This window comes from Pedobacter sp. MC2016-05 (genome assembly GCF_026239735.1).
Classification (GTDB): domain Bacteria; phylum Bacteroidota; class Bacteroidia; order Sphingobacteriales; family Sphingobacteriaceae; genus Pedobacter.
Map to the genome: position 1 here is coordinate 111,847 of NZ_JAPIVT010000017.1, position 19,483 is coordinate 131,329.

13 protein-coding genes are annotated in these 19,483 nt (G+C 39.6%); 6 read left to right on the forward strand and 7 right to left on the reverse strand.

Annotation, left to right across the window (positions count from 1 at the left end; translation table 11 throughout):
* Nucleotides 1-5 precede the first annotated feature (5 nt).
* From OQZ33_RS18815 to OQZ33_RS18830, 4 genes are all read right to left on the reverse strand, one after another.
* Nucleotides 6-1,757: an ABC transporter ATP-binding protein gene (locus tag OQZ33_RS18815; RefSeq protein ID WP_265800841.1), complete on the reverse strand. Its 1,752-nt coding sequence runs from the start codon at nt 1,755-1,757 to the stop codon at nt 6-8.
* Nucleotides 1,758-1,861: 104 nt separating this feature from the next.
* A complete protein-coding gene (locus tag OQZ33_RS18820) occupies nt 1,862-5,062 on the reverse strand; it encodes a TonB-dependent receptor (RefSeq protein WP_265800842.1) in 3,201 nt (1,066 codons plus the stop codon).
* A 242-nt stretch (nt 5,063-5,304) separates the two neighbouring features.
* On the reverse strand, nt 5,305-6,615 hold the full coding sequence (locus tag OQZ33_RS18825; protein ID WP_265800843.1) for an amidohydrolase family protein: 1,311 nt from the start codon (nt 6,613-6,615) through the stop codon (nt 5,305-5,307).
* Between the two features lies 1 nt (nt 6,616).
* Nucleotides 6,617-9,637, reverse strand: a complete 3,021-nt coding sequence (locus OQZ33_RS18830; protein WP_265800844.1) for an amidohydrolase family protein — start codon at nt 9,635-9,637, stop codon at nt 6,617-6,619.
* A 113-nt stretch (nt 9,638-9,750) separates the two neighbouring features.
* Between OQZ33_RS18830 and OQZ33_RS18835 the strand changes: the two genes are divergently transcribed.
* From OQZ33_RS18835 to OQZ33_RS18860, 6 genes are all read left to right on the forward strand, one after another.
* The gene (locus tag OQZ33_RS18835) at nt 9,751-10,194 is read left to right on the forward strand and encodes a cytochrome B (protein ID WP_265800845.1); all 444 of its coding nucleotides are present in this window, start codon (nt 9,751-9,753) and stop codon (nt 10,192-10,194) included.
* A gap of 383 nt (nt 10,195-10,577) precedes the next feature.
* Entirely contained in the window at nt 10,578-11,975 is a 1,398-nt protein-coding gene (locus OQZ33_RS18840; RefSeq protein WP_265800846.1) for an anthranilate synthase component I family protein, read from the forward strand.
* Between the two features lie 44 nt (nt 11,976-12,019).
* Nucleotides 12,020-12,604, forward strand: a complete 585-nt coding sequence (locus OQZ33_RS18845; protein WP_265800848.1) for an anthranilate synthase component II — start codon at nt 12,020-12,022, stop codon at nt 12,602-12,604.
* Nucleotides 12,605-12,708: 104 nt separating this feature from the next.
* On the forward strand, nt 12,709-13,491 hold the full coding sequence (gene trpC / locus OQZ33_RS18850) for an indole-3-glycerol phosphate synthase TrpC (protein ID WP_265800850.1): 783 nt from the start codon (nt 12,709-12,711) through the stop codon (nt 13,489-13,491).
* A gap of 340 nt (nt 13,492-13,831) precedes the next feature.
* Nucleotides 13,832-14,911 carry a mechanosensitive ion channel family protein gene (locus tag OQZ33_RS18855; RefSeq protein WP_265800851.1) on the forward strand — a complete coding sequence of 360 codons (1,080 nt, stop codon included), beginning with the start codon at nt 13,832-13,834 and terminating at the stop codon, nt 14,909-14,911.
* Nucleotides 14,912-15,125: 214 nt separating this feature from the next.
* Nucleotides 15,126-15,599, forward strand: a complete 474-nt coding sequence (locus OQZ33_RS18860; protein ID WP_265800852.1) for a hypothetical protein — start codon at nt 15,126-15,128, stop codon at nt 15,597-15,599.
* A 99-nt stretch (nt 15,600-15,698) separates the two neighbouring features.
* Here the strand turns inward: OQZ33_RS18860 and OQZ33_RS18865 are convergent, their stop codons facing one another.
* The 3 genes from OQZ33_RS18865 to OQZ33_RS18875 form a co-directional block, all read right to left on the reverse strand.
* A complete protein-coding gene (locus OQZ33_RS18865) occupies nt 15,699-18,002 on the reverse strand; it encodes a Tex family protein (protein ID WP_265800853.1) in 2,304 nt (767 codons plus the stop codon).
* A 512-nt stretch (nt 18,003-18,514) separates the two neighbouring features.
* Nucleotides 18,515-18,742, reverse strand: a complete 228-nt coding sequence (locus OQZ33_RS18870) for a hypothetical protein (protein ID WP_265800855.1) — start codon at nt 18,740-18,742, stop codon at nt 18,515-18,517.
* Nucleotides 18,743-18,753: 11 nt separating this feature from the next.
* Entirely contained in the window at nt 18,754-19,320 is a 567-nt protein-coding gene (locus OQZ33_RS18875; protein WP_265800857.1) for a hypothetical protein, read from the reverse strand.
* Between the last annotated feature and the right edge of the window lie 163 nt (nt 19,321-19,483).

A 19,483-nucleotide genomic window follows, 5' to 3' on the forward strand; every position in this document is an offset into this window, starting at 1 on the left:
TTTTATTATACTTCAACAATTCTTTCACCAATTTGTTGTCGCCACATGGCTTGATACAACCCGTTTTGAGCGATCAACGCTTCGTGAGATCCTTGCTCGATGATATGTCCTTTCTCCAAAACGTAGATTACATCAGCATGTTTGATGGTTGATAAACGGTGGGCAATCAAGATTGTAATGTGGTCTGTTAAGTCGGATACAGAGCGAATGGTTTTGGTAATTTCTTCTTCTGTGATAGAATCCAATGAGGATGTAGCTTCATCAAAAACTAAGATATCTGGTCGGCGAAGCAAAGCCCGGGCAATAGATAACCGCTGTTTTTCGCCTCCTGAAACTTTAACACCTCCTTCACCAATTAACGAATCCAAACCTTTGTCTGCTCTGGCAAGCAAAGTTTGACAAGCTGCCTGGTTTAATACCTTGTAACACTCTTCATCGGTAGCAGTCGGATTTACGAATAGTAAATTCTCTCTGATGGTGCCTGAGAACAGCTGGGTGTCTTGCGTTACAAAACCGATTTTTTCTCTTAGCGCATCTAAATCAATATCATTACTTGGTGTGCCATTGTATAAAATCTCCCCTTCTTTAGCTGGATAAAGGCCAACTAACAGTTTTACCAGAGTTGACTTTCCTGCTCCTGATGGACCAACGAAAGCGATGGTTTGCCCACTTTGCGTTTTAAACGAAATGTTTTCTAAAGCATTTCTATTTGCAGTTTGGTGTTTGAAGCCAACATTGCTGAAAGTTAAATCTTTAATTTTATTGATGGAAATGGGGTTCTCTGGCTTTTTATCAATTGGCGTACTTAATATTTTTTTGAAATTACCCAGTGAAACCTCTGCTTCACGCCAGGCCAGAATTACGTTTCCAAGCTCTTGCAATGGGCCAAAGAGGAAAAACGAATAGAACAGGAAAGTTAAATACTGGCCAGCTGTAATGGCATTATCGAAAATAAGCAACAATAAAACCAAGATCATCGTGCTGCGAACCAGGTTTACAGTGGTGCCTTGAACAAAGCTCATACTGCGGACATACTTTACTTTCTTCAACTCCAGACCTAAAATTTTGTAGGTGGTTTTATTCAAACGTTCAATTTCCTGATCGGCCAGACCCAAACTTTTTACCAGTTCTATGTTTCTTAATGATTCTGTTGTAGAACCCGCCAAAGCGGTTGTCTCACCAACAATGGAGCGCTGGATGGTCTTTATTTTGCGGCTTAAAAACCAGCTTACAAAACTGATAATTGGAATAGCCGTAAAATAAACCAGTGTTACTTTGTAGCTGATGGAAACGGAGTAAACAATCACGAAAATCATGCCGATCAAACTCACAAACAAAATACTGATGAAAGAGGTAATAAATTTCTCGGAGTCTAAACGTACTTTTTGTAGAATGCCCAATGTTTCTCCACTGCGCTGATCTTCGAAAACCTGGTAAGGTAGTTTTAGAGAGTGCTGTAAGCCGTCAGCATACATTTTTGCACCAACTTTTTGAACAATAACACTAGTGAAGTAATCCTGGAAGTTTTTAGCGATACGCGAAACCATTGCTGCGCCAATCGCCAGGCCAATTAATCCGAGCGAACCCCATAGGTATTGGCTATAAGTTAATTTATCTTTTTGATTGATGAATTTGTCTAAAATTCTTCCGGTGATATATGGATCTAAAAGTGAAAAGCCAATATTTAAACCTGCAAGCAATAGTGCTAAAGCCACAATCCACTTGTGGTTTTTCAGGTAGTCTAATAATAATCCCATTAACGTTTTGTTGTTTGTAATGCAAACATAAAAAAAGGGAACGGATAAAAATCCATTCCCTTTTTTTATGACTTTTTGGAAAGATACAGTCTATCTTTCAATGACTAAAATCCGTATCTCAAACCGATTTGAAACTGGTAAGGATTGCCACTTGGGTTAACAATACCGGCATTATTTACACGGTAATTGAAAGTTCTGCTATCTGAAAAATAAGCAGGTATTGCAGGAACGGCAGGTGTAGTGCCTGTTGCAGGTACAGCCGCACGTCCGTTTAAAGCGTAAAGCGCTTGCGTACCCAAGGTCTCATTCACACCCCATTTCTTATTCAGCAGGTTGGCGAAGTTGAAGATATCACCAGAAATTTCAAGTGTGTGAGTTTTATAAAGCTTGAATTTTTTACTGATTCTTAAATCTACAATTCCATAAAAGCCATTTTCTCCACCATTCCTTTCGGCCATTTGTCCTGAATATTTATTGATGTAATCTTTTAAACTTTGGCTGGCCAATGGATTATCCATAATCGCTTGTAAGCCGGTGCGAACTGTTTGGGAGACTGCAGGGTTATTTCTGTCGAAAATAAAAGCTAAATCGTTAGTGGCCACGAAGTCACCATTGGTGTTTGTTCCAGATAACAAGCTATAGCGAGTACCGCCAATGCCTGAATAACGAACTCCAATGGTTACGCCGTAAAAGGTTGGAAGCGTACCGTAAACCACTACTTTGTTGCGGAAGTGATTATCTGAATACGACATTCTGCTTAAATCTCTCGGATCATCTTTTACCGGAAGTGATAATGTTGCGGTATTCGCTACGTTACCATTGTAAGAAGTATTGTCTTTTGCGTCATTCCAGGTATAGCTTGCTGTAATTTCTCCATCTTTAAAGTAATTCCAGGTTGCATCTAATACCACTGCAAACTGATTTACTTTACCTTTACTGTTCATTTCCAATACGCGTCCAAACTGATTTGATAAGCGGCCCGCTTTCCAGTCTACAACACCGTTTGAGGCATTGATAGTAGGAACGAAAACACCTCTATTATCTTCATTTGAAATGGTAAAGAAAGGATTAGCTACCATATTTCTATCTACATACATGTAGTTGTTTCGACCTAAACTTGCGTAACCTGTAATTCCAACTTTAAATTTATCCGTAATTAATTTACTGTATGATAAATTGGCTTTGTAGATTACGGGTACTTTAGCATCTTCAGCATAAGTATTGATAGTTGGTACCTGTAAAGCTGTTAAGGTTGGTGCAGCCACCCCATTTCTGTAACCGATAAAATCTGGTCTTGGCACATCAGCCCCTTGAACATCCACGGTAGCAAAATGCTTTCCGTCGAAAGTTAGGTTATTAATAGTCATGTAATTGTTAATGTCTGAACCAAAGATACCTGCGCCGAAACGAACAAAATCTGTTCTGTTTTCATTGATATCCCAGTTAAACTGAATTCTTGGCTGAATAAGAAACTGTTTCAGTTCATGGTCAGTTCTAACACCTATGGCATCAAACAATTGTTGGTTTAGCGGCGACTTTGGATATGAGCTGTAGTCCATACGCAAACCTCCGACAAACTCTAAGCCTTTAGCTAACTTAGTTTGCATTTGACCATATAATGCCATGTTCCAGATTCCGGCCTTAACTGTTGGGTCTTCCACCAAAGGGGCTTCACGATAGTAAAGATATGGAGCAAGATTGTTGAAGTTTTGGATAGCCGTGGCACCTCCGTTTGTATATTCAAAACGTCCGTTTACTTCACTTCCGTAAAGCGACTTGGCATGAGTATACATTACATCAACACCGAAAGTGTATTTCACTTTGTCGGTATTGTAGTAGAAGTTGTCTACCAATTGAAGTACGTTATTGGTGAAACCTTCCTGGCCAAAACGATGACCACCAATTTGAATTGCTGTATTTCCTGTTGTTCCATCAGCTAGTGTTGAAGTGACGTTACGAACAATTGCTCTTGGTATCGCATATTCCAACTGGTCATTTTGTGTGCTTGCCTGAAAGGTGTATAGGTGTTGAACTTTCAGTTCGTTAGTTACTTTACTATTTACGGTTGAGCGTAAAGTTGCCAATAAACTGTTATCAACATTTTTGTCATTACCATAACTTTCGAAGAAATTTATGGCCGTATTGTCTGCCAGCCCTAGTGGATTTCTATCGTTGGTATAATTATCACGAATAGTTAACAGGTTTTTCTCATTGATTTGCCAATCTAAACGGGCGAAAGCTGCATCTGTTCCACGCTTTTTATCAAATGAACCATACTGATCGCTACTAGCCACGCCGTATTTAGCACGTGCAACTCCGGCAAATTCCTCTAAGGTGCTATTGGTTATTCTAAATCTTGCCTCATCGGCAGGACCGTTAATGTCTGCAATAATAAGCGGACGGGCATCTCTTTGGTGATCCCATCCCACAAAATAATGTAATTTGTCTTTAATGATCGGTCCACCCAAGGTAAAGCCATATTGATAAGTTGAGAAATCGTTATCACGTTTTACACCTCTGATATCGTATGGAGAAGCTAACCAATCTGCTCTTCCATACATAAAAGCACTACCGCTAACTGTATTCGTTCCTGATTTGGTTACCGCTGTTACCGTACCGCCGCCGGCTCTTCCTAAAGTAACATCATATTGATTAGTCACTACTTTAAATTCGCGAACGGCCTCAATGGAAATTGAATATGGCGCACCACTACGGCTGGTTGTGCTTCCTGCCGAAGTAGGGTTTTTTGCGTTCATACCATCAATGGTGTAGTTGGTAGATGAACCTAACTGCCCAGCGATACCACCACCACGACTTAACGGAGACAAATCCATCAAGTTGGAGAAGTTACGGCCGTTAACAGGCAACTGGTTCATCGTCTTGGCAGAAATCTCGGTTGAGGCGCCAAAATTCTGCACTTTATTTCTTAAACCCGAAGCCACGACCTGAACGGCCTCCAGATTTTGTGCGGCCTCTTGCATGGTGATGCCAACTCTGGCAACATCGCCAAAGTTTAACATATAGCCTGTTCTAGTTTGTTCGCCAAAACCTACGTATACAGCTTTTACAGTATAAGGACCGCCCAAAGGAAGCTCTTTGAATGTATATTCTCCCTGGGCATTGGTTGAAGTTCTGGTAGTAAAACCGGTAGAGTTATTTTTAATTTCAATGGAAACACCTGGAATGGGTTTCTTTTGTTCATCGGTTACAATACCGGATATGGATGCTTGTGTTGTTTGTGCCATTGCAGGTCGGGTTGCAAAAGACAGTAGTAGCATTACTGCGACTAGTAGATTTTTCATCATCGTTGGATTTTTAATGGGTTGTGAAGCCTTTATCAAGCCGCCTGAATTTAGGCTGCTGTTCAAAAGCATTTCAGCATGATTAGTTTTGATTTTTTATGATGCAAAATTCTACGAGTTGTGTTAAGATGGTTTCTATTTTATATTATGAAATCGTTTAGAAATGATGTTATTTATTGGCTAGTGTTAAAATAAAAAACGGCCAATAAGTTAATATTGGCCGTTTCTGTTAAATTAGTGTTTGCTTACTTCTTTTCAGCGGTATATTTATCGCTAAACTTCTTGTCCAGTTGTTTGTGCAAATTATCCAGATTGATATCTCTTCCCTGGATAAATGCCTGTTCCACTTTGTTGGTTCTCATATCCAAAGCATCGCCTGCAGAGATGAAGAAAGTGGCATCTTTTCCCGCCTCAATACTTCCGGTAGTTTTATCAACGCCCATTACTTTTGCAGCATTTAGCGTGATGGTAGACAAGGCCTTCTCTTTGTCCAAACCCCATGCGGTAACCGTTCCGGCCATAAAAGGCAGGTTGCGTTGCTGCCAATAACCATCGATACTTAACACCACATTTAAGCCAGCGTTAGCTAATACAGCTGCGTTTTTATAGGGCATATTTACATCGTCATCATTATTATTTGGCAAAGCATGAGGCTGTTTTACCACTAAACTGATGTTGTTTTCTTTTAAGAAATCGATCACCAAATAAGCCTCATCAGCGCCAGTGATTACAGGCGTGATACCGAATTTTTTGGCAAAGTTTACCGCGGCAACAATGTCCTTTTGGCTATCCGCTGAAATGAACAATTTCTCCTGCCCAGAAAAAACTTTTTTCATGGCCTCAAAACGGGTGTTAATTACCTCCGGTTTGCCCATTTCTGAATAAGCCTTAGCTTCTGCAAAAAACGAGGTCAATTGTGCGATGGCAGCTTGTGTTCTTTCTGCTAAAGCCTCGGCCGACATTTGTGGCCTGCCGAAACCACCAAAGCCACCTCTAAAACGTGGCGTTACCGGCCAGCTCATGTGCATGGCATCATCCGTTTTAATTGCTGCATCTTCCCAGTTCCAGGCATCCAATTGTACTACAGAAGAACTTCCGGATACCGTTCCGCCTTGTGGAGTAGGTTGTGCCATTAATACACCATTACTTCGCAATGTTGCCGGCACTTTCGAATCGGTATTGTAGGCTACGATCGAACGGATGTGGGAGTTGAAATCGCCAATTTCCTGGAAATCCAGCGTAGCTTTGATCGACTCAGTTTCTGCTAACCCTAAGTTTGTTGTCGCTGCAATAAAACCCGGGTAAATGTGTTTCCCTTTAGCTACAATCCTGGTTACATCATCTTGTGGTACCTGATCATTGGCCATAACAGAAATAATTTTTCCGTTGCTAAAAAGAATAGTTCCGTTTTCAATTACTGTTCCATTGCCCACGTGTACAGTAGCTCCGCTAATGGCAATGGTTTTAGTTTGTTTTTTTGCTGGCGATATGTTTGCTTGTGCAAAACACATCAGGCTTGATGCCGAAAAAGCCAGACTCATTAAATAGGTTTTCATGTTAGTGTGCATGTTCTTTTTCGGTTAATTCTGCTGAATAGTTTTCTAGAGTTTCGCAATTGTACAGGCGTGGAGCATCACCCATTGGGCGTTGCATTCTGCCACCTTTACTTTTGCTTTCCAACATTTTTTGAATCAAACGGGCTTTTTCAGCTTGTTGTGCCTTAATTACCTGAGCGTCTTTTTCAATGTCCCAATAAGCGACGCCATCCACAAATGTTTTTTCTGCTTTTGCGTATATCGAAAGCGGATTGGCAGTCCAGATTACCACATCAGCATCTTTTCCAGGTTTTAAACTGCCCACTTTATCATCGATGTGTAGCATGCGTGCCGGGTTCAAAGTCACAAACTTTAGTGCATCTTCTTCCGGAACGTTACCATAAAGCACCGACTTTCCTGCTTCCTGGTTTAGGTGACGAGCCATTTCTGCATCATCAGAGTTAAAGGCAGTGGTTACGCCCACATTGTGCATAATTTTACCGTTATACGGAATCGCTTCTGCAACCTCGTTTTTGTAAGCCCACCAATCAGAAAAAGTAGAACCGGCAATGCCATGTGCTTTCATTTTGTCTGCTACTTTGTATCCTTCTAAAATGTGGGTAAAAGTATTGATTTTGAATCCAAGGCTGTCGGCAACGTGAATTAACATATTGATTTCGCTTTGCACATACGAGTGACAAGTGATGAAACGTTTGTTGTTTAAAATCTCAACAATGGCATCCAGTTCTAAATCTCTTCGAACGCTATTGCCTTTCACTTTCATCGCTTTCTCATACTCTTTGGCCCGGGTAAACTCATCAACAAAAGTTTGCTCTACACCCATACGTGTAACCGGAAAGCGGGCACCTGTACCGAAATTACTTTGCTTTACGTTTTCTCCCAGTGCAAATTTGATGAAACCATCAGCACCAGCAAACTTCAATTCTTCCGGCGATTTACCCCAGCGCAGTTTAATTAATTGCGATTGACCGCCAACCGGGTTTGCTGAACCGTGTAAAATATGCGAAGTCGTTACACCTCCCGCCAATTGACGATAAATGTTTACATCTTCGGAGTTGATAATGTCCGCGATACGAACTTCGGCAGAAACCGACTGCGCCCCCTCATTAATACCGCCGCTACCAGCGATGTGAGAGTGTTCATCAATAATGCCAGCGGTAATGTGTTTGCCAGTGGCGTCGATTACCTTGGCACCACCAGCTGAAAGATTTTTTCCAACAGCCTTAATTTTGCCGTTTTCTAGAAGTACATCAGCATTTTGAAGGATACCGTCTTTTTCATTTGTCCAAACGGTGCCGTTTTTAATCAAAACGGTCTCTACCTTTGGCAATTCCGCGGCGCCGAAGGCAGTAAAAGGATATATCAGAGAACCCACCGCAAGTGTAGGTTTAGGATCTTCTTTCTTAGGCGATTCTTTAGCAGCTTCTTTGTAGGTAGCTGTAAATTTCCCGGAAGTTCCATCTGCCAATGCAGATTCGCCTTTTATCGTAATTGGATTAGCAGAGGTAATGTATCCGCTCAAACGAACATCACCTTTGGGGTTTTTCTTTAGATTGAAGTTGATACTTACCCAGTCGCCATTTCTGGTAGAAGTTGCAGTAGTTTTAACGCTGTCCACTCCAGCTCTTTCGATGGCTGCAGTTGAGCCGCCACCTGTTCCCGTAATTTTAAGTGTTAAAGCACCAATGCCATCCACATTTAAATTATAAGTTCCACGCACATCACTCACGTCCATTTTATTTACAATAAAACGTTTTCCCTGAACCCAGTTTTCGAAAATGATGTTGCCGTTTTTAAATAAGTTATCTGATGATATTAAAAAGTTGGCAATTTTACCTTTTTCAAGTGTGCCCACTTTATCATTTATCCCCAGAAGTTCAGCAGGGATGGATGTTACCGATTGAAGCGCCTGTTTTTCAGTCAAGCCGTTTTCAATCGCAGTGCGGATATTCGCCCAGAAGTCGCGACTGTTTTCTAATCCGAAAGCAGTTAGAGCGAAATTAATTCCGGCCTTTTCTAAAGCAGCTGGATTAGTTGGAGCTAACTCCCAACCTTTCATTTGCGATAGCGTTACATTTCTGGCTTCTGCCGGATCTTCCACATCATAAGCTTTAGGGAAAGATAGAGGGATAATTAAACTAGCGCCTGTTGCTTTTACTTCATTGATTCGTTGATATTCATCGCCACCAGATTTGATAATAAATTTCTTGCCAAATTCTTTGCCGATTTTATCGGCACGAAGTACATTTTGCCATCCGTCAACTTCAAAAATTTGTGGCATGTTTTGTTGCTTGCCAAATTCATCTAACGAAATATTGTATTCGTCTTTTTGTTTGCCATACCACTGCGCATCGTAGTAGGTTTGGCGCAACAAAGCAATGGAACCCATTAAGGAAGTGGGGTAATCGTTTGATGAGGTTCCTTTGTTGAAGGAATAATTAGCTGCGGTTTGATCTTTCAAAATTACAGCGTTATCAGCGCCTTCATTTAAGCTTACTGCTGCAGAAACGCCCCGGGCAATTCCATCACGACTGATTACATTCACACTTCCAAAGCCTGCCTTACGTAATTCGTCTGCTTTTTTGGTATCAACCGAGAAAATGTTTTTCACATACGTTTCAGGTCTGATGGCTTCGTTCCAGCCATAAGCACCTTTTTTTGTAGAGATAAAAATAGACTGACGCTGCCCGCCAAATCCTCTTACTTGTGCAGGTGCTTCAGTAATTCCATAGCTTGAAAAAGCATCTACCATTGATGGATAAATAAATTTGCCTTTCAAATCGACCACAACATATCCTTTTGGCGCAGCCATTCCAGCGCCAACAGCCTGAATAGTTTGTCCTTTAATTAGAAGCGTAGCATTTGATAAAGTTTGGTTCGCATTTACCACAATTGTTGCATTTGTAAAAGCAAACATGCCAGGCCGGGTATCAAAAGATCCGTTTACCGGGAAAGTTGTTTGCTGCGCAAATAAGATTGTAGTAGAAAATGCCATCGCGATAGCGAGTAAAATTTTCTTCATAATAAGTTTAGGGGTTTATTTTGTTTAAAACTAATATAAATTAACGTTGGTTGCACTGAATATCCTATTTTTTACAATTATTCGCTATTTTTGAAGAAACATATTAGATCAAAATGTACAATATTTTAAAATCTGCGCACTCTGGATGGCGCTACATCGTATTAATTTTATTAGTTGTTGCCGTTGTTAACGCTTTATCGGGGTGGTTTGGCAATAAAACTTATACAGAAGGCAACCGGAAGTTAAATGTATTCACTTTAATTAGTGCTCACATTCAATTTCTTATCGGATTGGTACTGTTCTTTTTTAGCCCTTTAACAAAATTGCCAATGAGCGATGCGATAGGAAGATACTTCAAGGTAGAACACACTTCCATGATGCTTATTGCTATCATTTTGATCACCGTTGGAAATGCGAGATCTAAAAAAGTGGCAGATGCTGTAGCCAAACACCGTACAATCTCCATTTTCTTTGGACTGGCTTTGATACTGATTATCGTTTCGATTTTAATAATGACGAAAAATGTTCCTGGAAGATCATTTTTCGGGATCTCTTAAAAACTAGTACTTTATTGATAGCATATTATTGTTTCAATAAAGATTGAGTAACTAAATTTCCAATTCGATAAAGAAAATTCAATTCAAAAATGAGTTTCTCTTTTATATTAGGTTAATGTTTATAGGAAATTTCACAAATATTTCCATTATTCAAAATTCTTTATATTTTTGTCGCACATGATTAACAATATACATACCTGGCTTTGGCAAAGTAATTCACAACAGAATTGCGCCGGCTGCGTATGAGGAAAATATTTTTATCAACCTAAACCTAATTGAACCATTAAAGCCCGGCGTAGAACCACACGCCGGGCTTTTGTTTTTAAAAAAAAATTACAGAGAGGAGATTGCTTCGTTGTTCCTCCTCGCAATGAAGATAGAAAATGTTTAAAATTAATACTACTTACAAAAAAATGCTTGCCGATACTACCACGCCTGTGAGCATTTATTTACGATTACGCGATGTGTACCCCAACAGCATATTGTTAGAAAGTTCTGATTATCATAGTCGGGAAAACTCAATGAGTTTCGTTTGTGCAGAACCCGTAGCCGGGATTGTTTTAAAAGGTAGCCGTTTGGAAACTTATTTTCCGGACGGGACGGTAGCGATTAAAGAAAGCAAAAATTTAATTGATGAAATAGCCGATTTCAAAGATCAGTTTAAAGAAACAGAATTGCCTGAAATTAAATTTATTTCAAGTGGCTTATTCGGGTATTTTACGTGGAATGCCGTTCAGCATTTTGAAGATATTAAATTCATTTCTAAAACTCCGGAGGGAGAGGAAATTCCCGAAATGCAGTATCATTTGTATCGCTACATCATTGCAATTGATCACTTCAAAAATGAAATCACCCTTTTCAAAAATACTTTTGAGGGAGAAGAAGAAGGTGGATTGGAAAAAATGGAGTATCTCATCCAGAATAAAAATTATCCGGAATACAAATTTCAGCTGCGGGGAGAGGAAAGCTCAAACCTAACTGATCAGGGTTTTATGGACTTGGTAGAGAAACTACAGAAGCACATTTACAGAGGTGATGTTTTTCAAATTGTTCCCTCCAGGGCGTTCAAACAAGCGTTTTCTGGTGATGAATTTAACGTTTATCGTTGCTTGCGTTCCATTAACCCATCGCCATATTTGTTTTATTTTGATTATGGCAACTTCAAACTTTTTGGTTCATCTCCAGAGGCCCAGATTACAATTAAAAATAATACCGCCAATATTTTTCCAATTGCCGGAACCTTTAAGCGCAGTGGTAATGATATCGAAGATGCAGAGCAAGCGAAAAAGTTAGAGCAAGATCCAAAGGAAAGCGCAGAACATGTGATGTTGGTTGATTTGGCCAGAAATGATCTAAGTCGTCACTGTAATCGCGTAGAAGTAAAATCGTTTAAGGAAGTACAATATTACTCCCATTTGATTCACCTGGTGAGTAAAGTAAGCGGACATTTGCAGGAGGACGTGAGTGCGTTTAAAGTGGTGGCAGATACTTATCCCGCAGGAACTTTAAGCGGTGCCCCAAAATATAAGGCCATGCAGCTGATCGATGAAAATGAAAAGCTTGGGCGTAATTTTTATGCCGGCGCAATTGGCTTTATGGGCTTTAACGAAGATTTTAACCATGCCATAATGATCAGGACTTTCATGAGCAAGAATAACGAACTGCACTACCGGGCCGGTGCGGGAATAGTGGCAGATTCTGTTCCGGAAATGGAGATGCAGGAAGTGAATAATAAGATTGCGGCTTTGCGCAAAGCTTTGCAAATGGCCGAAGGCATTTAAGGAAGATGAAAATGGATGATGTGTTTATAAAAGAAGGATTATCAATGGAAAATAAAGACAAAAAGACTGTTCTAGTGATTGATAACTATGATAGTTTTACCTATAATCTGGTTCATTTAATTAACGAAGTAGGCTACGAAGCGGTAGTTTGGAGAAATGATAAATTCGAATTGGCTGATGTGGCACAATACGATAAAATATTGCTTTCTCCTGGTCCTGGTATTCCGGAAGAGGCTGGATTATTATTGGATGTAATTAAAACTTATGCGCCAACAAAGAGTATTTTTGGGGTGTGTTTAGGTCAGCAGGCTATAGCCGAAGCTTTTGGCGGTACGCTGTTAAACCTGGGCAGACCTATGCATGGAATTGCCACGCCAGTTACTGTGGTAGATGGCGATGAACCTTTGTTTTGGGAGTGCCCTCAAACGATAAATGTGGGCAGATACCACAGTTGGGTGGTGAGTAAAGAAAATTTTCCATCCTGTTTAAAAATCACTGCCAGAGACCACAAGAGCGAAATTATGGCTTTGAGACACGAAAGTTTGGATGTTCGCGGGGTACAGTTTCACCCTGAAAGTGTATTAACAGAGCACGGAAAGCAAATGATGGAGAACTGGTTAACGAATTAATAATCAAGTCGTCATTGCCAGGTACGAGGCAATCTTAATGCTTTGGGTTTGACAGTTAAATTGTAGGATTGCTTCGTGCCCAGCAATGACAGTTAATGAATGATATGAATATTTTAGATAAAATCGTATTACGTAAAAAAGAAGAAGTTGCTGATGCAAAGCGACTGATCACTATACAGGATTTGAAAAAAGCTGATCACTTTAAGCGTACACCTTATTCCTTTAAAGACTTTTTGTTGGCAAAAGATAGGACAGGAATCATTGCCGAGTTCAAGCGCCGTTCGCCATCAAAGGGATTAATAAATGGCATAGCCGATGCTGCTGAGGTTACACTTGCTTATAATAATGCTGGTGCATCTGCAATTTCTGTGCTAACTGATGTAGATTTTTTTGGTGGGAAAGCCGATGATTTATTGGCCGTAAGAGCAGTCAACAATATTCCCATTCTTCGCAAAGACTTTATTATTGATGAATATCAGATTTTGGAAGCCAAAGCTTGGGGCGCAGATATTATTTTGTTAATCGCTGCAATTCTAACTCCAAAGCAAATCAGCGATTATGGGAAATTTGCAAAAGATTTGGGGCTGAACGTATTGTTAGAGGTGCATAACCTCGAAGAACTGGAAAGAAGCATTTGCCCTAACCTGGATGCCATCGGTGTAAACAACAGAAATCTCGCCGATTTTACGGTTGATATCCAAACTTCATTTGATTTGGTGAACAAAATTCCAGATGAATTTTTAAAAATTTCGGAAAGTGCCATTAGTAATCCGCAAACCATAAAAGAGCTTAAAGCAGTGGGCTTCAACGGGTTTTTAATTGGAGAAAATTTTATGAAGACTGATGATCCTGGGGCCTCGATTAGAGAATTTGTCGCGGAAATTTGAAACGATCTTCTTGAATTTTATAAGTATGGGCCTGTCGAAGACCCTTCTTAGACTGATGATCCTGGGGCCTCGATTAGAGAATTTGTCGCGGAAATTTGAAACGATCTTCTTGAATTTTATCAGTATGGGCCTGTCGAAGACCCTTCTTCTGTATTTCGACTAGCTCGAGGTGACCATTCTTATATCGAATAGATCAATCATTTGCTTTCACTAATTGCCGCAAGGGATTTTGTTGCAATCTGCAGGTATTCTACCTCATAAAATTCTTTCGCAAACAAACCATAAACGCTGTTGTTAAACATAGGAGTAATCTCTATTATTTAACCAACAAATTTCGTTTATGCAGTACCTTGACCACTTTTTTGGTTATCCCATTCCTATTTTTGTTAAAAACTTAATTATCGGTATTATAGCCATTTTGGTTGGCTTGCTTGTTAAATACCTTGTCCATAAAACCTTCCTCTTGCTTTCGCGTTGGTGGGATTTCATTATTATTAAATCCACGATTAAACATCTTCGGCAACCTATCGGGGTATTCATTCCCTTATTGATATTAAATTCTTCTTTGGATTTGATGGTGATGTCTTCTACCGCTCGTCTGCATATTGATAAAGCGATAGAAATTGCATTAACCGCAGTATTTGCGCTTATTCTCATCCGGTTGATAAACGTATTAGAAGATTTCTTTTATCTTAAATATGATCTTAATAAAGAAAATAATCTCAAAGAGAGAAAAATACGTACCCAGCTACAGTTTGTTAGAAAATTTATCGTTTCATTAATCATTATCATTACAGCTGCCATTATTTTGCTCAGCTTTGAAAGCATGCGAAAAATTGGTGCAGGTTTGCTTACTGGTGTAGGGATCGGTGGAATTATCATTGGTTTTGCCGCACAAAAATCATTGGGAAACTTATTGGCAGGTTTTCAAATTGCTTTTACACAACCGATAAGAATCGACGATGTTTTAATTGTTGAGGGTGAATGGGGAAGGGTAGAAGAAATCACTTTAACCTATGTGGTGGTGAGCATTTGGGATCAACGGCGACTGATTTTGCCAATTACCTACTTCATTGAAAAGCCTTTTCAAAACTGGACGCGTGTATCTGCGGATTTACTTGGAACGGTTTTCCTCTATATGGATTATACCATCCCAATTGAACCCTTGCGCCAGGAGCTAACCCGGCTTTTAACTGATAATCCCCTTTGGGATAAAAGAGTTAATGTAGTTCAGGTTACCGACACAAACAAAGATGGCTCTATTGAAATTCGATTTTTAATGAGTGCTTCCAACTCTTCAAGGGCTTTCGATTTAAGGTGTTACGTCCGTGAATCGATGATTACCTTTATTCAAAATAATTATCCCGAAAGTCTACCAAAAACAAGAATCGAACATAAAGATAAGTTTCAAAATTTATAAATATGATTGTATGAGGATTTGAACAATCTTACAACCACGTTTATAAATATGGTAAACTGTAATTTTAAAGTTACAATTTTATTCCTGAAAGTTTTGTTCTGAAAATCTGAGAGTTAACTTCTGGAAAACATCTGCAATGTTATAGAATGGTTCAAGTTCGCCTCCATTGGTATAGTTGTTGTTTTTCTGGGGAAAATTATTTAACACATTGTCTATGAAAAATTTTAAAAAAGTACTTTTTACTATCTTGCCGTTACTTACGTTAACAGTATTGTCTTCCTGCAAAAAAGACAGCAATGACACGCCTGGAGATTCTGAAAACAAAAACTTCAAGTTTACCGTAACGGTAGATGGGGTGGAAGAACAAGACTATGTTTCCTTCGTTTTTGTAGGTGCTACACTCGATAATGCTAAAACCATTTGGAAGGTTAATGGCGTTACCAAAAACAATGAAACAGGAATTTCGTTAGGTAAAAACGATTTCTTAGGTGCTACAAAAACCTATGTTATTGAAAGCACTACGCCTTTAAGGCTAGTAACTACCAGCCAACAATGCTTGAACCCAGGTGCTAACAATCTGCCGTTTAAAATTAGTTTTAAAGCTGAGGTTAATGGCGATGTGGTTACAAACGACCAAAACATCACTGTTACTTCAACTGCCGATTATACGCATAAATACGACTATTAATTAGCCAATCCGGTCGATTAAATAAGGCGGAGAAGTCTTCATTAAACACTTCTATCTGTCAAGATTTCTCCGCTTTTTGTTTTAAGTTTCTGGGAACTTCTATTTGAACATCCCTTTTAGTTTTGCTAATTTCTCTTGTAAATCACCATCAGCATCTTTTTTTACTGGCTGAGTTTTCTGCGCAAAACTTTTCGTGCCTTGGCCTTTGTTCCTTGCTCCTTGCTCTTTTTTCTCCAATCCTTGTTCTTTGCCCTTTACCCCATTAGGCTTTGCACTAACCTCACTCTTCATCGATAAAGATATCCTTTTACGAGCGGCATCAACCTCCATCACAGTAACTTCTACTTTTTGATGTACTTTAACAATATCGTTCGGGTTATCCACAAAACGGTTAGCCAACTGACTGGTGTGAACCAAACCATCTTGATGAACGCCAATATCTACGAAGGCACCAAAATTGGTGATGTTGGTTACGATTCCAGGTAGTTTCATGCCAATTCTTAAATCACTAATTTCATTTACGCCATCTGTAAAGCTAAAAGTTTCAAACTGTTCTCGTGGATCGCGACCTGGCTTGGCCAGCTCCTTTAAAATATCATTTAGGGTAGGTAAACCAATATCATTGGTTACATAGTGCTGCGGTTTAATTTGCTTTTGTAGCTGGCTATCCTTCATCAAGGTAGAAATTGTTGTACCTAAATCTTTGGCCATTTTATCAACTACAGCATATCGTTCAGGATGAACGCCACTGGTATCTAAAACATTTTCGGCATTACGAATGCGCAAGAAACCCGCAGCCTGCTCATAGGCCTTATCGCCTAAACGGGGCACTTTTTTGAGGCTTTCACGGTTTTTAAACGCACCATGAGTATTTCTGTAATCAACAATATTTTGGGCTAACGTTGGGCCTAAGCCAGAAACGTAAGCAAGAATTTGTTTCGATGCGGTATTCAATTCTACTCCAACGGCATTTACCGCACTCACTACGGTATCATCTAAACTGGCTTGCAGTTTATTTTGGTCAACATCGTGTTGGTATTGCCCAACACCGATTGATTTTGGATCGATTTTTACCAACTCCGCCAAAGGATCCATAAGCCGGCGACCAATCGAAACGGCACCACGAACGGTAATATCTTGTGTAGGGAATTCTTCTCGGGCAGCTTCCGATGCAGAGTAGATGGATGCACCACTTTCATTAACCATTATAATGGTAATATTGGGTAAGTTCAACCCACGAATAAAGGCTTCTGTTTCTCTTCCTGCAGTTCCATTGCCAATCGCAATCGCTTCAACCTTGTGCTTTTCACAGAGTTGTTTGATGGTAATTTCAGCATTTTTAACATTTCCTTGTCCGGTATGCGGATAAATGGCGGTGTTCTCTAATAGTTGACCTTGGCTATCCAAACAAACCACTTTGCAACCAGTACGAAAACCCGGGTCAATAGCTAGTACGTTTTTTTGTCCCATTGGTGCTGCCAATAACAACTGGCGGGCATTTTCGGCAAAAACCCGGATCGCTTCTTCATCTGCCTTTTGTTTGGTTAGTACCCGAAGCTCAGTCTCCATTGCCGGTTCCAGTAAGCGCTTGTAACCATCTTCCAAAGCCTGTTGTACTTGTTTCGAAGCCTCATTATGACCCAATACAAACTGATTTTGAAGTAGTTCAATGGCGCCTTCTGCCGGTGGTAAAGCATCAAGTCTCAAAATCAATTCTTTTTCACCCCGGCGCATCGCTAAAACACGGTGCGATGCCGCCGTTTTAACAGGCTCATTCCACTCGAAATAATCTTTATACTTAATTCCTTCTTCTTCTTTTCCCTTGATCACTTCTGATTTGAAAACAGCCTTTTCCTGAAAATAACTGCGCATCTTGGTTCGGGCCTCTGCATTTTCCGAAATCATTTCCGCAATGATATCGCGTGCTCCAGCCAGGGCTTCCTCCAAAGAATTGACGCCCTTTTCAGCATTTAAAAATTGATCAGCTGCTCCATCTAAATCGAAGTTTTTCTGATCGAATATTTGTAAAGCCAAAGGTTCCAGACCTTTTTCCTTTGCAACCGACGCTCTTGTTTTACGCTTAGGTTTGTATGGGAGGTAAATGTCTTCAAGTAGGGAGATGGTTTCAGCCGCGATAATTTTTTGTTCCAACTCGGGCGTTAGTTTGCCAAGATCGTTCATCGATTTTAGAATCGCTTCCCGGCGTTTGTCCAAATCTCTTAATTGTGTAATACGATCGCGAATTGCAGCTACTTCAACTTCATCTAAACTTCCTGTTAATTCTTTACGGTAACGTGAAATGAAAGGCACAGTTGCACCTTCATCCAATAGACTTACGGTGGCGGTCACTTGTTTTTCTGCAACTTTTAATTCTGCAGCAATTATTTTATGATGAGCTAGCATATAATGTATTCAATATTAAAGGCAGCAAAGCTAATTAGGATTTGCCGTATTTTACGATTTTTAAAATCAAGTTTTCCACCAGAAAATGTGAAGAAATTAATGTTTATTTACAGATCGATGGCCGGTTTGTTCGTTGATTAACTAATAGTGAGGATTGGAAAGCAAAGAAAGTTGTTGATTTAAACGTACGTCTGGTTTTTGCTAAATCCTCCATGAAAAATCGGGCGATACCGCTGCAATCTAATTTAAGTAAGTTCAGCTATTTGCAGTGGCAAAGCGTCTCATCTTTCTAAGACCCTGAGGAATGGCTACTGCTTGCGTTTTTCTCATCTGACCGAAAGGGAAATTAACTGAAGTGGTCTATCGGGATACAGACCACCGCCTAAGGTACAAGCCTGGTTGATTAACACAAAATACGGTCGGACTTATCAGCTCTTTCAGGCCGTGCCCCCATTAACATTTGCTTCCTCTCAAACTTATTAGAGGTCTGTTCAATTTGATATTAAACGACGCTAGTCGAGATTTGTAATATCGTTATGCTGTCTTTTTTCAATATATTCGAAATATTCCATCACCTTCTGCTCTGCAGTTTGATTGATGTCAACTGCATTGTTATAAAGAGATGTTCTAAGTTGCCTATACAATTCAACCCCATTTTTCAAACTAATCAGTATTGAGGCTTTCTCGTAGTTCGAAACCGTGCTAATTAAACTCTCGAAATCTTTTGGAATTAAGTCCATTTCAGCTTTTCTTACGCCTCGGGGCAACTTTTCGTTTTGATATGCAGCAGCGGACCAAATACAACCATTCTTAAAAAACCTAAGAAATCATAAGCTTCCAGATATTCACCTCGTCCAAGTTTCAACAATGCGTAATGTATCCAGGTCCAAAACCGATCTTCAATCCACTGGTAACCTGGAAAAGGAAATTTGGCTTCCGAATTATCTAAGCTCCTTTTGAGTTGGCCATCTCTATCGAAAAGTATATGAGGCGTTTCCACCCGGACATGAAATTCTTCCGTCGTAACAAATTTTAAATCTACATGTAGCAACGGATTATCGTAAAGGCATATTAAAACTCTGGGTTCTCCAACATGTTCACCAGTAAAGCCCGATAAAAAATTACCCAAACTTTTGGCATATTGCATCATCAAAGTTTTACCATCGGTAATTTTTTCTACTGTTACCACAATCAAATCCAAATCAGAAAATTCATCCATTTGGTTGCTTAGCCAGGATCCACCTACAGCTAAACCAATTACGTTTTCATTTTTTGAATATATTTCTTTTGCCTTTTGCGCAAATTCTAATTGCATCATCATGATATCGATTAACCTTGAAATGTTTACATTTAAAAATAAATCTCATCAAATTTTTTAATTGGAAATACCTTTCATTGATCTCGATTTATTGTTTCGGCCTGTGAGGACACCAATGCTATTAACTTAAGCTATTTATATGTCTGATGCGTTCTGTTTTTTC

What these genes read in the sequence shown, in the direction of transcription:
- OQZ33_RS18815 (WP_265800841.1), bottom strand. Translation starts at nt 1,757, where the DNA reads ATGGGATTATTATTAGACTACCTGAAAAACCACAAGTGGATTGTGGCT.
- OQZ33_RS18820 (WP_265800842.1), bottom strand. Translation starts at nt 5,062, where the DNA reads ATGATGAAAAATCTACTAGTCGCAGTAATGCTACTACTGTCTTTTGCA.
- OQZ33_RS18825 (WP_265800843.1), bottom strand. Translation starts at nt 6,615, where the DNA reads ATGAAAACCTATTTAATGAGTCTGGCTTTTTCGGCATCAAGCCTGATG.
- OQZ33_RS18830 (WP_265800844.1), bottom strand. Translation starts at nt 9,637, where the DNA reads ATGAAGAAAATTTTACTCGCTATCGCGATGGCATTTTCTACTACAATC.
- OQZ33_RS18835 (WP_265800845.1), top strand. Translation starts at nt 9,751, where the DNA reads ATGTACAATATTTTAAAATCTGCGCACTCTGGATGGCGCTACATCGTA.
- OQZ33_RS18840 (WP_265800846.1), top strand. Translation starts at nt 10,578, where the DNA reads ATGTTTAAAATTAATACTACTTACAAAAAAATGCTTGCCGATACTACC.
- OQZ33_RS18845 (WP_265800848.1), top strand. Translation starts at nt 12,020, where the DNA reads ATGGAAAATAAAGACAAAAAGACTGTTCTAGTGATTGATAACTATGAT.
- trpC (WP_265800850.1), top strand. Translation starts at nt 12,709, where the DNA reads ATGAATATTTTAGATAAAATCGTATTACGTAAAAAAGAAGAAGTTGCT.
- OQZ33_RS18855 (WP_265800851.1), top strand. Translation starts at nt 13,832, where the DNA reads ATGCAGTACCTTGACCACTTTTTTGGTTATCCCATTCCTATTTTTGTT.
- OQZ33_RS18860 (WP_265800852.1), top strand. Translation starts at nt 15,126, where the DNA reads ATGAAAAATTTTAAAAAAGTACTTTTTACTATCTTGCCGTTACTTACG.
- OQZ33_RS18865 (WP_265800853.1), bottom strand. Translation starts at nt 18,002, where the DNA reads ATGCTAGCTCATCATAAAATAATTGCTGCAGAATTAAAAGTTGCAGAA.
- OQZ33_RS18870 (WP_265800855.1), bottom strand. Translation starts at nt 18,742, where the DNA reads ATGGACTTAATTCCAAAAGATTTCGAGAGTTTAATTAGCACGGTTTCG.
- OQZ33_RS18875 (WP_265800857.1), bottom strand. Translation starts at nt 19,320, where the DNA reads ATGATGCAATTAGAATTTGCGCAAAAGGCAAAAGAAATATATTCAAAA.